At 57.3% G+C, this 13980-nt stretch carries 13 protein-coding genes; 7 read left to right on the top strand and 6 right to left on the bottom strand.

Features of this window, described 5'->3' with window-relative positions; all coding sequences use genetic code 11:
- The first annotated feature begins 32 nt into the window (after nucleotides 1-32).
- Nucleotides 33-1391 (top strand): glutathione-disulfide reductase, encoded by a 1359-nt coding sequence (gorA, locus tag ACA070_RS16415; RefSeq protein ID WP_497447489.1) that lies wholly within the window; start codon nucleotides 33-35, stop codon nucleotides 1389-1391.
- Here the strand turns inward: gorA and ACA070_RS16410 are convergent.
- Nucleotides 1388-2407 (bottom strand): DNA-binding protein, encoded by a 1020-nt coding sequence (locus ACA070_RS16410; RefSeq protein ID WP_497447488.1) that lies wholly within the window; start codon nucleotides 2405-2407, stop codon nucleotides 1388-1390. The genes gorA and ACA070_RS16410 overlap by 4 nt on opposite strands.
- Nucleotides 2408-2585: 178 nt before the next feature.
- On the opposite strand from ACA070_RS16410, the gene ACA070_RS16405 reads away from it, so the two are divergent.
- The 3 genes from ACA070_RS16405 (at nucleotide 2586) to ahpF (ending at nucleotide 5935) form a co-directional block, all read left to right on the top strand.
- Entirely contained in the window at nucleotides 2586-3524 is a 939-nt protein-coding gene (locus ACA070_RS16405) for a site-specific integrase (RefSeq protein ID WP_497447487.1), read from the top strand.
- Nucleotides 3525-3674: 150 nt separating this feature from the next.
- The gene (gene ahpC, locus ACA070_RS16400) at nucleotides 3675-4238 is read left to right on the top strand and encodes an alkyl hydroperoxide reductase subunit C (RefSeq protein ID WP_010460707.1); all 564 of its coding nucleotides are present in this window, start codon (nucleotides 3675-3677) and stop codon (nucleotides 4236-4238) included.
- Nucleotides 4239-4372: 134 nt separating this feature from the next.
- Nucleotides 4373-5935, top strand: a complete 1563-nt coding sequence (ahpF, locus tag ACA070_RS16395) for an alkyl hydroperoxide reductase subunit F (protein WP_497447486.1) — start codon at nucleotides 4373-4375, stop codon at nucleotides 5933-5935.
- 177 nt (nucleotides 5936-6112) lie between these two features.
- On the opposite strand, the gene gloA is transcribed toward ahpF, so the two are convergent.
- On the bottom strand, nucleotides 6113-6634 hold the full coding sequence (gene gloA, locus ACA070_RS16390) for a lactoylglutathione lyase (protein ID WP_010460703.1): 522 nt from the start codon (nucleotides 6632-6634) through the stop codon (nucleotides 6113-6115).
- 145 nt (nucleotides 6635-6779) lie between these two features.
- On the opposite strand from gloA, the gene ACA070_RS16385 reads away from it, so the two are divergent.
- The gene (locus ACA070_RS16385; protein WP_497451961.1) at nucleotides 6780-7304 is read left to right on the top strand and encodes a DUF4946 domain-containing protein; all 525 of its coding nucleotides are present in this window, start codon (nucleotides 6780-6782) and stop codon (nucleotides 7302-7304) included.
- A gap of 175 nt (nucleotides 7305-7479) precedes the next feature.
- Here ACA070_RS16385 and ACA070_RS16380 read toward each other — a convergent pair whose 3' ends face one another.
- The 3 genes from ACA070_RS16380 to ACA070_RS16370 all read right to left on the bottom strand — a co-directional run bounded on the left by ACA070_RS16380 (nucleotide 7480) and on the right by ACA070_RS16370 (nucleotide 10599).
- The gene (locus tag ACA070_RS16380) at nucleotides 7480-7842 is read right to left on the bottom strand and encodes a histone-like nucleoid-structuring protein, MvaT/MvaU family (RefSeq protein WP_461981899.1); all 363 of its coding nucleotides are present in this window, start codon (nucleotides 7840-7842) and stop codon (nucleotides 7480-7482) included.
- 233 nt (nucleotides 7843-8075) lie between these two features.
- A complete protein-coding gene (locus tag ACA070_RS16375; RefSeq protein WP_497447485.1) occupies nucleotides 8076-9611 on the bottom strand; it encodes an EAL domain-containing protein in 1536 nt (511 codons plus the stop codon).
- Nucleotides 9612-9726: 115 nt separating this feature from the next.
- Nucleotides 9727-10599, bottom strand: coding sequence for a LysR family transcriptional regulator (locus ACA070_RS16370; RefSeq protein WP_497447484.1), 873 nt, complete (start codon nucleotides 10597-10599; stop codon nucleotides 9727-9729).
- A 79-nt stretch (nucleotides 10600-10678) separates the two neighbouring features.
- On the opposite strand from ACA070_RS16370, the gene ACA070_RS16365 reads away from it, so the two are divergent.
- Nucleotides 10679-11617 (top strand): DMT family transporter, encoded by a 939-nt coding sequence (locus tag ACA070_RS16365; protein WP_497447483.1) that lies wholly within the window; start codon nucleotides 10679-10681, stop codon nucleotides 11615-11617.
- 249 nt (nucleotides 11618-11866) lie between these two features.
- Nucleotides 11867-12943 (top strand): 4-hydroxyphenylpyruvate dioxygenase, encoded by a 1077-nt coding sequence (hppD, locus tag ACA070_RS16360; RefSeq protein ID WP_219093983.1) that lies wholly within the window; start codon nucleotides 11867-11869, stop codon nucleotides 12941-12943.
- 140 nt (nucleotides 12944-13083) lie between these two features.
- Here hppD and rarD read toward each other — a convergent pair whose 3' ends face one another.
- Nucleotides 13084-13971, bottom strand: a complete 888-nt coding sequence (gene rarD / locus ACA070_RS16355) for an EamA family transporter RarD (RefSeq protein WP_497447482.1) — start codon at nucleotides 13969-13971, stop codon at nucleotides 13084-13086.
- Nucleotides 13972-13980: the final 9 nt, after the last annotated feature.

Raw genomic sequence — 13980 nt, 5'->3', positions numbered from 1 at the left:
GGTATGCTGGTTGCCTGCCGAGGAGATTGAAAATGGCCTACGATTTTGACCTTTATGTGATTGGCGCCGGTTCTGGCGGTGTGCGAGCTGCGCGTTTTGCCGCCGGTTATGGCGCGAAAGTGGCTGTGGCCGAAAGCCGTTACCTGGGCGGTACGTGTGTGAACGTTGGCTGCGTGCCGAAGAAGTTGCTGGTCTACGGCGCGCACTTCGCCGAAGACTTCGAGCAGTCTTCGGGCTTCGGCTGGACGCTGGGCGAAGCGAAGTTTGATTGGGCAACGCTGATCGCCAACAAGGATCGCGAGATCAATCGCCTGAATGGTATTTATCGCAATTTGCTGGTCAACAGCGGTGTGACCTTGCATGAAGGCCATGCCAAAATCGTCGACCCGAACACGGTCGAAATCAATGGCGAACGCCACACCGCCAAGAATATCCTGATTGCTACCGGCGGCTGGCCGCAGATCCCGGAGATTCCGGGGCACGAGCACGGGATCAGTTCCAACCAGGCGTTCTTCCTCAAAGAGCTGCCAAAACGCGTTCTGGTAGTGGGCGGTGGTTACATCGCTGTCGAATTCGCCGGGATCTTCCACGGGCTCGGCGCCGAGACCACGTTGTTGTATCGCGGCGAGCTGTTCCTGCGCGGCTTCGACGGTGCAATACGCAAGCATCTGCAGGAAGAGCTGACCAAACGCGGCATGAATCTGCAATTCAACGCCGACATCGAGCGCATCGACAAACAGTCTGATGGCAGCCTGAAGGTGACACTCAAGGATGGTCGCGAGCTGGAGGCGGATTGTGTGTTCTACGCCACCGGTCGCCGTCCGATGCTCGACAATCTCGGGCTGGAAAACACCGGCGTCAAACTCGACAAGAAAGGTTTTGTCGAGGTCGATGATCAGTATCAGACCGCAGAGCCGTCGATCCTGGCGCTGGGCGATGTGATCGGCCGTGTTCAGCTGACGCCCGTCGCACTGGCTGAAGGCATGGCTGTGGCGCGTCGTTTGTTCAAGCCTGAGCAATATCGCCCGGTCGATTACAAGATGATTCCGACTGCCGTGTTCAGCCTGCCGAACATCGGCACGGTGGGATTGAGCGAGGAAGAGGCGCGCGAAGTCGGCCACGACGTGCAGGTTTTCGAAAGCCGTTTCCGCCCGATGAAGCTGACCCTGACCGAATGCCAGGAGCGCACGCTGATGAAACTGGTGGTCGATGCCAAGACCGACAAGGTCCTGGGTTGCCACATGGTCGGGCCGGATGCCGGTGAGATCGTTCAGGGTCTGGCGATTGCCTTGAAGGCTGGCGCAACCAAGCGCGATTTCGACGAAACCATCGGCGTGCATCCTACTGCCGCCGAAGAGTTCGTCACCATGCGTACGCCGGTTGCCGGTTAATCACTCTTATCGGTCTCTGATGCGTCTGGCGCTGTCGCAATGACGGCCGCCAGGCGCAGGCTTTCATCGAGGCTCGCCTGAGTCTTGAGCAATTCCATTTCCAGCACTTTGTTTATCTGCGACTGCTCGTCGACGTTTTGCTTGAGCGACTGACTTTCCAGCAGGGCGGCGCGCAAGCGTTCCTGGAGGAGGGTGCGTTCGCTGTCGATGCGGTTGACCTGCTCCAGCAGTTGATCCTGGCGGCTGTGGGTGTGTTTGAGTTGCTCCTGCAGCAGCCCCAGTTCCCGCAGCGTTCCGCGGTTCTCGGTGAGCAAGCGCTCATTGTCGCGGTGCAGTTGAGTAATCTCATCCTGACGCACCAATGCGCTTTGCTGGGCCTGGCGCAATTCCATTTGAATCTGCTGCACCTGGCCTTCGTGGCGGCTTTGCTCCTGCTCGCGCTGTTCCTTGACGGCGTTGCGGTAGTGTTCCAGGGCCTCGCGTGCGTGCAGGTGCTTTTCTTCCAGTGAGCGGATCTGCTCATCCTTGTCCTGCAAGCGCAGTTCGAAATCGGCCAGCGCCTGGTTCAGTCCGGCGTTGCGGGTTTGCTCGGTCTGCAACATGGAGCGGATTTCTTGCAGGGTATCGGACTCTTGAGTCAGTGCCAGGCTTTGAATCTCGTATTGCTGGTGCAATTCAGTGTTGGCTTGCCGGGCTTCAGTCAGCTGAATTTCCAGCTCTTTTCGTTGCTGATCGAACTGCGCGCGAGCCTGGTCGATGGGTTCTTGCGCCTGCTCCTTGAGGCGTTGCGCCAGGCGCGAGACCAGGCCTGCCAGCTCATCATCGATAGGTTCTGAAGGCGTTTCGGCGCGTTCGCTGCCGTCATCCAGTTCCTTCAAATAGCGGTGAATGGTGGTTTTTGAGCCGGTATTGCCCATCTCGATTCGTACTGCATCGATGCTGGGGTTTTCGCCACGGGCGAGGATTGCCAAACGTGCCGCCTGCACCACCGCTTTATTTACGCCGCCACGAGCCATGTGTTCTCCTACGATTTCGTACTGTGGTACATACCACCAAAGTACGCAGTGTACCATCTTGTTTGAGAAGATAAAAATTGTGAGTTATTGATACGGGATATACTGGTATTACCCCGTGTGACACAGCTTGCGAACGGTTTCGCGTCGTTGCAGAAGTACGTTTTAGAGAATTGAGCCCATGACCGATCTGGATCGCTACCTGCAAGCCGCCACCCGCGACAACACCCGTCGCAGCTACCGCGCGGCCATCGAACACTTCGAAGTCGGTTGGGGTGGTTTCCTGCCTGCGACGAGCGACAGCGTGGCGCGTTATCTCGTCGCCCATGCGGGCGTGCTGTCGATCAATACGTTGAAACTGCGGTTGTCGGCGCTGGCGCAGTGGCATAACAGCCAGGGTTTTGCCGATCCCACCAAGTCGCCGGTGGTGCGCAAAGTCTTCAAGGGCATACGGGCGCTGCACCCGGCCCAAGAGAAACAGGCCGAGCCTCTGCAGCTTCAGCATCTGGAACAGGTGGTTGCCTGGCTGGAACAGGAGGCGCAAACCGCCAAGGCGCAAAACGATCAGCCGGGATTGCTTCGCGCCAGACGCGATACCGCGCTGATCCTGCTGGGCTTCTGGCGTGGCTTTCGCAGCGATGAGTTGTGCCGCGTACAGATCGAACACGTGCAGGCGAGCGCCGGTTCAGGCATCACCCTTTACCTGCCACGCAGCAAGAGCGATCGCGAGAACCTCGGCAAGACTTACCAGACCCCGGCCTTGCAGCGTCTCTGCCCGGTGAACGCCTACATCCAATGGATCACCGAAGCCGCACTGGTCCGCGGGCCGGTGTTCCGCGGTATCGATCGCTGGGGCCACTTGAGCGAGGAGGGCCTGCACGCCAACAGCGTCATCCCCTTGCTGCGCCAAGCCCTGGAGCGTGCCGGCATCTCCGCCGACCACTACACCAGCCACTCACTGCGACGCGGTTTTGCCAGTTGGGCCCATCAGAGCGGTTGGGATTTGAAATCGTTGATGAATTACGTGGGTTGGAAGGATGTGAAGTCAGCCATGCGCTATGTTGAAGCCAGCCCGTTTCTCGGGATGGCCCGAGTCGCTGAAAAGCCATTGGCGCGCTAGATACCGTTTTCTTCTATTAATACTGTCTGCTAATAGCGAAAACCAATCAGCAGCATGAGCTTTGCCAATGAGCCAGGCGGTGATCGAGTGGGTAGGATTCACCACATCAACTTTTCAACCAAACTTTTCAACCCTGACGGAGAGTCATCGATGCCTATCATCAACAGCCAAGTTAAACCGTTCAAAGCTGACGCCTTTAAAAATGGCGACTTCGTAAAAGTGTCGGACGCTGACCTGAAAGGCAAGTGGTCTGTCGTGTTCTTCTACCCAGCCGACTTCACCTTCGTTTGCCCGACCGAACTGGAAGACCTGGCTGACAACTACGACGCGTTCCAGAAACTGGGCGTCGAAATCTACAGCGTTTCCACCGATACCCACTTTGCTCACGCTGCCTGGCACAACACTTCGCCAGCCATCGGCAAAATCCAGTACACCATGATCGGCGACCCGACTCACGCCATCTCCCGCAACTTCGACGTACTGATCGAAGACGCTGGCCTGGCTGACCGTGGCACTTTCGTGATCAACCCTGAAGGCCAGATCAAAATCGTTGAACTGAACGATGGCGGCGTTGGCCGTGACGCTTCCGAGCTGCTGCGCAAAATCAAGGCTGCTCAATACGTCGCTGCTCACCCAGGCCAGGTTTGCCCAGCCAAGTGGAAAGAAGGCGAGGCCACTCTGGCTCCGTCCCTGGACCTGGTCGGCAAGATCTAAGTCTGTGAAAGCATCATCAGGGCGGGTTTCCGCACCTAAGTAAGCTGCAACCGCCCTTTAAAAAACGCCCGGGCGAGATTCGCTCGGGCGTTTTTTTTGAATCGACTTTTTACAAAATCAAGGAAATCGCCCGTATGTTGGACGCCAATCTTAAAGCCCAGTTGAAGTCATACCTGGAACGGGTCACCCAGCCGATCGAGATCATTGCATCCCTCGACGACGGTGCGAAATCCCAGGAAATGCTCGCATTACTCAAAGACGTTGCCAGTCTTTCCAGCCAGATTACGTTGCTCGACAACGGTGACGATGCACGCAAACCATCGTTCTCGATCAACCGCCCGGGTGCCGATATCAGCCTGCGTTTTGCCGGCATCCCGATGGGCCACGAATTCACCTCCTTGGTGCTGGCTTTGCTGCAAGTTGGCGGCCACCCTTCTAAGGCCAGTGTGGAGGTGATCGAACAGATCCGCTCGATCAAAGGCGAATTCAGCTTCGAGACTTACTTCTCGCTGTCCTGCCAGAACTGCCCGGATGTTGTCCAGGCGCTGAACCTGATGGCGGTGCTGAACCCGAACATCCGCCACGTCGCCATCGACGGCGCGTTGTTCCAGGCAGAAGTCGATGATCGTCAGATCATGGCCGTGCCCAGCATTTACCTGAACGGTGTGAACTTCGGTCAGGGCCGCATGGGCCTGGAAGAAATCCTCGCCAAGATCGACACCAGCGGCATCGAGCGTCAAGCCGAGAAGATCAGCGCCAAGGAAGCCTTTGACGTGTTGGTCGTCGGCGGTGGCCCGGCCGGTGCTTCGGCCGCGATCTACGCTGCTCGTAAAGGCATTCGCACCGGTGTAGCGGCTGAACGTTTTGGTGGGCAGGTGCTCGACACCATGGCCATCGAGAACTTCATCTCCGTGCAGGAAACCGAAGGGCCGAAACTGGCCGTGGCGCTGGAAGAACACGTCAAGCAATACGACGTCGACATCATGAACCTGCAACGCGCCGACAAGTTGGTGCCGGGCAAAACTGGTGAGCTGCACGAAATTCACTTCGCCAGCGGCGCGACCCTGAAAGCTAAAACCGTGATCCTCGCGACCGGTGCTCGGTGGCGTGAAATGAACGTCCCGGGCGAGCAGCAATACCGCAACAAAGGCGTGGCGTACTGCCCGCACTGTGACGGTCCGCTGTTCAAGGGCAAGCGCGTGGCGGTGATTGGCGGCGGTAACTCCGGTGTCGAAGCCGCCATCGACCTGGCGGGCATTGTGTCTCATGTCACCTTGCTGGAGTTTGACGTACAGCTGCGTGCCGACGCGGTGTTGCAGCGCAAGTTGCACAGCCTGCCGAACGTCACCGTGATCACCAGTGCGCAAACCACTGAAGTGTTGGGCGACGGTCAGAAGGTCAACGGCCTGCGTTACAAGGATCGCCAGTCGGACGAGTTGCGCGACGTCGAGCTGGAAGGGATCTTCGTGCAGATCGGTTTGCTGCCTAATACTGATTGGCTCAAAGGCACCATCGAACTGTCGCCTCGCGGCGAGATCATCGTCGATGCCCGTGGTGAAACGTCGATGCCGGGTGTGTTCGCTGCCGGTGACGTCACCACCGTGCCGTACAAGCAGATCGTGATTGCGGTGGGCGAGGGCGCCAAGGCTTCGCTGAGCGCATTTGATCACCTGATCCGCACCTCTGCGCCGGCATAAACGCCGACGCTGAAAACACAAAACCCCATGAGTGATCATGGGGTTTTTTTGTGCCTTACACATTCCTAATGTGGGAGCGAGCCTGCTCGCGATAGCGGACTGTCAGTCACATCCCATTTTGAATGTACCGACGCTTCGCGAGCAGGCTCGCTCCCACAGGGATCTGTGGCGAGAATGTTACATCGGGGCTGGCTGTATGATCTCAACCCAGTACGCATCCGGGTCTTTGATGAACGCCAGGCTCTTCATGCGACCATCATTCAGACGCTTCTGGAAATCACAGCCCAGCGCCTCGAAACGTTCGCAAGCAGCGCGAATGTCCGGCACGGAGATGCAGATATGGCCGAAGCCACGCGGGTCGGTGTTGCCGTTGTGGTAGGCGAAATCCGCGTCGTTCTCGGTGCCGTGGTTGTGGGTCAATTCCAGAATGCCCGGGATCGATTTCATCCATTCGGTTCGGGCGGCAGCGTCGGCTGGAATCTGGTTTTTATCGACCAGCGCCAGGAAATACAGGCTGAACTCGGCTTCAGGGAAGTCGCGTTTTTCCACCAGCGAAAAACCCAGGATGCGCGTGTAGAAATCCAGGGACTTGGTGATGTCCTTGACCCGCAGCATGGTGTGGTTGAAGACGAACTTCTGGGTGGCGGTGTCAGGTTGAGCGGTCACGCCGGGGAAAGTGTTCAATTCGTGCAGGCTCATGGGCCCTCCGGAAAATAAGTGGGGCTAACGAATGGCGACAATGATACGCAAGGGCTGGGACATCACCAAACGCAAACAGTCGGCTATTGCCTGACAGACGGGTGAGGCTCAGACTTTACGGTTCAATCCGTGAGTGTTCATTGCAATGATCCGATTCTGTAAATCGACGTTCGTCCTGTTCTGCCTGCTGTCGGGTATTACCAGCGCTCATGCGGATGCGCCGGTGGTGACGTGGCCGGAAGGTTGGGAGGTCGAGGCCGTCCCGCAGGAAGATGCCAACACAACGGTGTCACGTCAGCGCGCAGTGAAAAACGATCAGGGCGGCACACCGGTGATGGTGATGGAATTGACCATGACGCCAGTAGAAAGCGGTCATCAAGTCAATCTGGAAGGCGTGTTGCTGGAAATGCGCAAGTCGGTGCAGAAAGACTTTTTTCAAAGCGGCTATCAAAGCGTCTGCAACAAAATTCATCCAGCGCCCTTGAGCCGCTTATCGGGGTTGGAAACTACCTGCACGATTACACAGAATGGTCGACATGTGCTGTCGCAAACATTGGTCGCGGCAGTGGATGCCGATAAAGCCTATGTTCTTTCCTACGCGGGCCAGGCCGAGGCTTATAAGGCAAGTCAGGACGAAATAGCAGCAGCTCGTAACAGCTTGAAACTTTAGCTGGCGATTTGCATGACTGCAGATTTCAGCGCGATCCGAAATTTTTAGATACCCAAATGGATTAAGCACAAAGTTGAGTCGACAAGTAGCGAGTTGATCGTCTCCTTTCGTTGCATTTAGATGGCGTCCATAAAAAAAGCCCTGCGTTGGCAGGGCTTTTTATCACCGCGAGTGCTTAGCCTCGCAGCCAGGAATCAACGGTAGCGGCACCGTACTGTTCCTTCCAGGCTTTCAAGCCGCGGTGGTTGCCACCCTTGGTTTCAATCAGTTCGCCGGTGTGCGGGTTATGATAAACCTTGACCACGCGAGCACGGCGGGTTTTAGGGGCTGCTGTCTGCAGGCCGGATTTTGCCGGGTTCGGATCGAGGATGGCGATGATGTCGCGCAGGCTTTTGCCGTAGGTTTTCATCAGCCCCTGGAGCTTTTCTTCGAATTCGATTTCTTTCTTGAGCCCGGCATCATTCTTCAGCGATTCCAGCTGCTTGAGCTGTTCTTGAAGGGCCTTTTCAGCGGCACGAAATTCAGCGAGTCTGGACAAATTCATTACTCCAATAGTGTGTTTGGCTGATACCAACCGCAAACAAAGCTATAAGCCAAGAGCCTTGAAGCGACTCGGTGATAGTGGCTCACCTGCTAATCTTGCACAGGCATGAAAAATTGTAGTAGTTAATTGGCCAAGAGTAAATCCTGACTTTTTCTTCATGTAACAACAGTAGTCTTTTGATTCAATTTGGTGCGCCGTTTCGTAGTCTCGTCGCTTAAAACCGCCGGTTAATGGTGCCTTAATGCATTAATGAACTCTGTGCCGGGCATTGGTCGACCGAACAAATAACCTTGCAGGAAGTTCACACCATGGGCGGCCAGATAGTCACTTTGCTCCTCGGTTTCCACGCCTTCAGCGACGATCCCCAGATCAAGCTTGGCCGACAGTTCAATAATACTGTCCAGAATGTGCCGGGAAAGCGCGTCAACGCCGATCATCGCGACAAAACTCTGATCGATTTTCAGGAAGTCCACATTGAACTGGCGCAGGTAACCGAGGCTTGAGTGACCGGTGCCAAAGTCATCGATGGCGATCATCACGCCCAATGCGTGGAGCTGCTCAAACAGTTGGTGCGTGATGGCCGTCGGCTCGATCAGTTCGCGCTCGGTTAACTCCAGCACCACGTTGACGGCACCCGGTGCAAAGGCACTTAGAAACTCACGGCAGTCTTCGACCAGGTCCAGGTCCTTGCAATGGCTGGCGGTGATGTTGATGCCGATGTGGAACGGTCCGTCGAACGAGGACGCAGCGGGTGCCAACAACGCTGCGGTCTGGCGCATCAACGAGCGGGTCATCGGCACGATCAGCCCGGAATGCTCTGCAAATGGAATAAACAGGTCCGGGCGCACCAGGCCTTCCTTCGGATGATTCCAGCGCATCAACACTTCGGCCCCGGACCAGGTTTTAGTATCGCCATGCACCACGGGCTGAAAATACGGAACGAACTCGGCAGCCTCAAGCGCGCGCTGCATTTCGTGGCTGGGGGACGACGAGCGTTTCTGCAGGACATGTCCGATTGCTCCCGACACCATCCCGAAGAAGATCAGCAAACTGAACAGCGGCGGATACTCGCTGCTCATGTAACGCCAGGTTTCTCCCTCGGGAAAGCCGGCTGCGACCGTAAAGCCATAACGCGTGGACGTCAGTTTGCTTTCGGCCACGGGCAGGACGGGCAGGGGATCTTCGTGAACCTTGCCGTCGGCGGATAACCACTCGGGACCGACTTGCAGCAGCAGCGTCGTCTTGCGGCCAATCATGCGCAGCGCGTTGCTCAAGTGATAACCGTCCAGCGTGCTCAACGCCCCCTGTTTTCCTTCACTGAGCCGATACACCAGAACCGGGGTATCTGGCGTGACCGGATTGCCCTTCATCAGCAACAAACGGCCTTTGGAGTCCTCGCCGGCTTTGAGCTTTTCCTGATAGTCCCCGAACAAGGAACTGCAATAGATGTTGTCGTCCCACACCAGATTCGTCGCACGTACGAATGGACGACGGGTGACCTGTTCACGCAGGGCCAATTTGACGTCATAGCAGCTTTGGCCGGCCAGCGGCAGCAGTTCGCGTGCAGCCTGGGCGGTATTGTCGAGCATCAACTCGAATTGGCGGACGGCTTCTTCGGCCGTCATTTCGGAGCTCTGCTGGAGCGTGCGCTCAGCCTGCATACAGAGGATGACGCCCCCCAACAGCACCGGCAGCACGCCGCTCAGCAGAGTAACAACCAGTCGCTTGCCGTTTTTATGGCGGGTTTTGGCGTTCAGTGGCATTCGCAAAGCCTGTGGCGATGAGGGACGGCTCTCAAATGCTGGGAGGACGACGGCACGCCTCCCATAAAGAGTTCAGGTAGTGGGCATGATAGATGGCCCTGGATACTTATGCCGCTCAACGATAGTTCAGGCTTGAAGCCAGCTGGATAAACGCCAGCGTTGCGGGCGACGACTGGCGCTGGTCGAGCACCGCCAGGCCTACCTGCCGATTGACGGGTGGCGACAGCGGTGTTTTCACGTAGCGGCTGTCGTTGTCGTCGGGCAATGAGCTTTCAGCAACAACGGTCACGGCATCACCACGGCCCACGGTGTCGAGAGTACTGAGTAGCTGCGAGCAGCGATAACGGATGTTCGGTGTCAACCGGGCAGCACTGAACAGCCGTGAAACCAGCTCCGAAGACCCGGCTTCGGTCAGCACGAACGGGTCGTGACACATGTCGCTCAAACTCAGGCTGTCGCGACCCGCCAGCGGATGATCAGCGGGCAGCAGCGCGACCATCCGGTCTTCGATCAGTGGGAAGGTGTCGAAACGATCTTCGGGCAGCACCACGAAACCGATATCGATTCGCCGCTCTTCCAGCCACTGGAGAATCTGACGGTCCGGACCTTCGTCGATGTGGACTTCGATGCCGGGGTGAGCGGCACGGTAGTGTCGCAGGATCTGTGGCAGCAGTTTGATCGATGAGGTCGGGCCGAACGAACCGATGCGCAACGTGCCGCGCTTCATCCCCCGAGCATCGGCCGCTTCCTGGCGCAAAGTGTTGGCCAGCCCGAGCATCGCCCGGGCGCGCGACAAGAGCTGTTGGCCGATGTCGCTCAGTTCGATTTGGGACTGGCGGCGCCTGAACAACTCGACGCCCAATTCCTGTTCCAGCGACTTCAGGGCATGAGACACCGCCGATTGGGAAATCCCCAAGCGATTGGCCGCCGCCGTGAAACCACGCAGTTCAGCGACCAGCGAGAAAATCTCAAGTTGTGTCAGGGTCATGAGTCTTTACTCATTTTACGATGATGGCGCATTAGTCGAATGATACGTCATCTACCCCTGATTAAAGTCCTGACGCCTTATGAATAGTTACGCGCAAACCACATCATCGAATATGCCGGTGTACCTGAAACTCGCCGCCGTCACCATGATCTGGGGCGGGACGTTCGTGGCCGGCCGGTTTCTTGCGGACAGCCTCAGCCCGTTGTTCGCCGCCAGCCTGAGATTCCTCCTGGCCAGTGTGGCGTTGCTGGTGTTTTTGCTGCTGGCCCGAGTGCCGTTGGCGAAACCGAGTCCCAGGCAATGGCTGCAACTCACGCTGCTGGGGTTCTTCGGGATCTTCTTCTATAACCTGTGTTTTTTTTACGGGTTGCATTACATCAATGCGTCGCGTGCGTCGTTGATCGTGGCGCTGAACCCCGCCGTGATCGGACTGGCGTCATGGCTGCTCTTCAAGGAGCGCTTGAGCCGGACGAAGGTCGTAGGGATCGCGATTTGTATCGCCGGGGCGAGTCTGGTGATCGTCAGCCGAAACCCGCAGCTGCTGGCCGGCAATGCCGACGCCTGGATCGGCGACCTGTTGATTCTCGGGTGTGTGCTCGGCTGGGGGATTTACTCGCTGTTCTCCAAGGACCTGAACCAGACGCTGGGGCCGGTGCAGACGGTGACGTATTCGATTCTGCTGGGCACGCTGATGCTCTGGGTGGCCAGTGCGGTGCGCGGTGAACTGAGTGTCAGCGCGCTCGTCGGCCTTGGTCCGCAACAATGGTTGAGCCTGATGTACCTCGGTGTATTGGGCTCGGCGCTGGCCTACATCGGCTATTACGACGGCATTCGCCAGATCGGCGCGACGCGTTCGGGGGTGTTCATTGCCTTGAATCCGCTGACCGCGGTGATCCTCGGCGCGTTGCTGTTGGGTGAGCAGTTGACGCTGGCGATGTGCCTGGGAGGAGGGCTCATTCTCGCGGGGATTTTCTTGTGCAACAAACCCCTTGCGCGAGTAGGGAAAAAGGGGATTTGATACAGAAGGCGGACAAACCTATTTACGCTGTGTAGAATCGGGTTACGCATACAATAATAATCGTCTTCTGGAAGCAGAAGCCACGCCCGCATCAGCCTTGGGTCGACAATGAAAAGTTTCGGGTTTCAATTGATCTACGGTGACTTCCTCGCCCGCAGCGTGCGGGGCATCTCCTGCGCGCCACCCGCCGGCTTCAGCATTCTTAGCATCTAACGTTCCGTTAATTCTAAAAAATGATGAGGCGCCAAAATGGCAGATTTATACGAAAACCCAATGGGCCTGATGGGCTTTGAATTCATCGAGCTCGCATCGCCGACCCCGAACACCCTGGAGCCGATCTTCGAGATCATGGGCTTCACCAAGGTCGCAACCCACCGCTCCAAAGACGTGCACCTGTATCGCCAGGGCCAGATCAACCTGATCCTCAACAACGAACCGCACAGCGTCGCTTCATACTTCGCGGCCGAGCACGGCCCGTCGGTGTGCGGGATGGCGTTCCGCGTCAAGGATTCGCAGCTGGCCTACAAGCGTGCGCTGGAAATCGGTGCCCAGCCGATCCACATCGAAACCGGCCCGATGGAGCTGAACCTGCCCGCGATCAAAGGCATCGGCGGCGCGCCGCTGTACCTGATCGACCGTTTCGGCGAAGGCAGTTCGATCTACGACATCGACTTCGTGTTCATCGAAGGTGTAGACCGTAACCCGGTCGGCGCAGGTCTGAAAATCATCGACCACCTGACCCACAACGTGTATCGCGGTCGCATGGCTTACTGGGCCAACTTCTACGAGAAGCTGTTCAACTTCCGTGAGATCCGTTACTTCGACATCAAGGGCGAATACACCGGCCTGACCTCCAAGGCCATGACCGCACCGGATGGCATGATCCGCATCCCGTTGAACGAAGAATCGTCCAAGGGTGCCGGGCAGATCGAAGAGTTCCTGATGCAGTTCAACGGTGAAGGCATCCAGCACGTGGCCTTTCTCAGCGATGACCTGATCAAGACCTGGGATCACCTGAAAAGCATCGGCATGCGCTTCATGACCGCGCCACCGGAAACCTACTACGAAATGCTCGAGGGCCGCTTGCCGAACCACGGCGAGCCGGTCGATCAGCTGCAATCGCGCGGAATCCTGCTGGACGGTTCGTCCGAGTCGGGCGACAAGCGTCTGCTACTGCAGATCTTCTCGGAAACCCTGATGGGTCCGGTGTTCTTCGAATTCATCCAGCGTAAAGGCGACGATGGTTTCGGTGAGGGCAACTTCAAGGCGCTGTTCGAATCGATTGAGCGTGATCAGGTTCGTCGTGGCGTACTCGCCACCGAATAACCCGCTTCAGATGTATAAAAAACCGGTCAGCAGCAATGCTGGCCGGTTTTTTTTGGATCATGCAAAACCCATGTAGGAGCGAGGCTTGCCCGCGAAGCTTTTAGCGTCTTCATTGGCCCCTTCGCGGGCAAGCCTCGCTCCTACATTGGTTTGCGTCGTTGCCGGACCAGGTGTTTGAATCCTTCGAACACCAGCACCACCACCGCCAACCAAATCGGAATGTAAGTCAGCCATTCTCCGGGCTTGATGCTTTCCCCGAGCAGCAACGCCACGCCCAGCAACAACACCGGTTCCACATAGCTCAACAGCCCGAACAGACTGAACGGCAACAGGCGGCTGGCGATGATGTAGACCACCAGCGCCGACGCACTGATCACCCCGAGAATCGGGATCAGCAGCGACAACCACGGATGTTGATCAAACACGCCGAAACCCTGTTCACCACTCTGCACGAACCAGAACGCCACCGGCAGCGTCAACGCCATGTCCAGCCATAAACCGCCAAGGTTGTCGGCTGCCAGACGCTTGCGCAGGATGAAATACAGGGGATAGCCGATGCAGACCAGCAAGGTTGCCCAGGAAAAACCACCGACCTGATACACCTCGTTGATCACGCCGAGGCAGGCCAGCACCACGGCGATTTTTTGCAGATAGGACAGGCGCTCGCCATAAGCAAGCCGCCCGGTCAGCACCATGGTCAGCGGCAACAGAAAATACCCGAGCGACACATCCAGGCTGTAGCCGTTGAGTGGCGCCCACATGAACAGCCAAAGCTGCACGCCGAGCAGGGCCGAAGAGGCGACCAGGCCGGCCATCAATTTCCGGTTGCCAGCGATGCGCCGGAAAATTTCCAGCACACGCTTCCATTCGCCGGAGACCACCATGAACACGGTCATGCACGGTACGGTCAGCAGCATGCGCCAGCCGAAAATCTCCACGCCACTCAGGGGCGTGAGCAACGAGGTGTAGTAATACATGACGGCAAACAGCACCGAGGCCGAGACCGATAAAGCGATACCTTTAGACAAACTGCCCTC

The organism is Pseudomonas sp. LBUM1678, assembly GCF_059695575.1.
This window is presented reverse-complemented; position numbering and strand designations above follow the sequence as displayed.

Excerpts from the sequence above, each read along its gene's own strand:
- ACA070_RS16370 (WP_497447484.1), bottom strand. The coding sequence starts at position 10,599 with ATGACCCTGACACAACTTGAGATTTTCTCGCTGGTCGCTGAACTGCGT.
- hppD (WP_219093983.1), top strand. The coding sequence starts at position 11,867 with ATGGCAGATTTATACGAAAACCCAATGGGCCTGATGGGCTTTGAATTC.
- ahpC (WP_010460707.1), top strand. The coding sequence starts at position 3,675 with ATGCCTATCATCAACAGCCAAGTTAAACCGTTCAAAGCTGACGCCTTT.
- ACA070_RS16410 (WP_497447488.1), bottom strand. The coding sequence starts at position 2,407 with ATGGCTCGTGGCGGCGTAAATAAAGCGGTGGTGCAGGCGGCACGTTTG.
- gorA (WP_497447489.1), top strand. The coding sequence starts at position 33 with ATGGCCTACGATTTTGACCTTTATGTGATTGGCGCCGGTTCTGGCGGT.
- ACA070_RS16405 (WP_497447487.1), top strand. The coding sequence starts at position 2,586 with ATGACCGATCTGGATCGCTACCTGCAAGCCGCCACCCGCGACAACACC.
- ACA070_RS16385 (WP_497451961.1), top strand. The coding sequence starts at position 6,780 with ATGATCCGATTCTGTAAATCGACGTTCGTCCTGTTCTGCCTGCTGTCG.
- gloA (WP_010460703.1), bottom strand. The coding sequence starts at position 6,634 with ATGAGCCTGCACGAATTGAACACTTTCCCCGGCGTGACCGCTCAACCT.
- ahpF (WP_497447486.1), top strand. The coding sequence starts at position 4,373 with ATGTTGGACGCCAATCTTAAAGCCCAGTTGAAGTCATACCTGGAACGG.
- ACA070_RS16365 (WP_497447483.1), top strand. The coding sequence starts at position 10,679 with ATGAATAGTTACGCGCAAACCACATCATCGAATATGCCGGTGTACCTG.
- ACA070_RS16375 (WP_497447485.1), bottom strand. The coding sequence starts at position 9,611 with ATGCCACTGAACGCCAAAACCCGCCATAAAAACGGCAAGCGACTGGTT.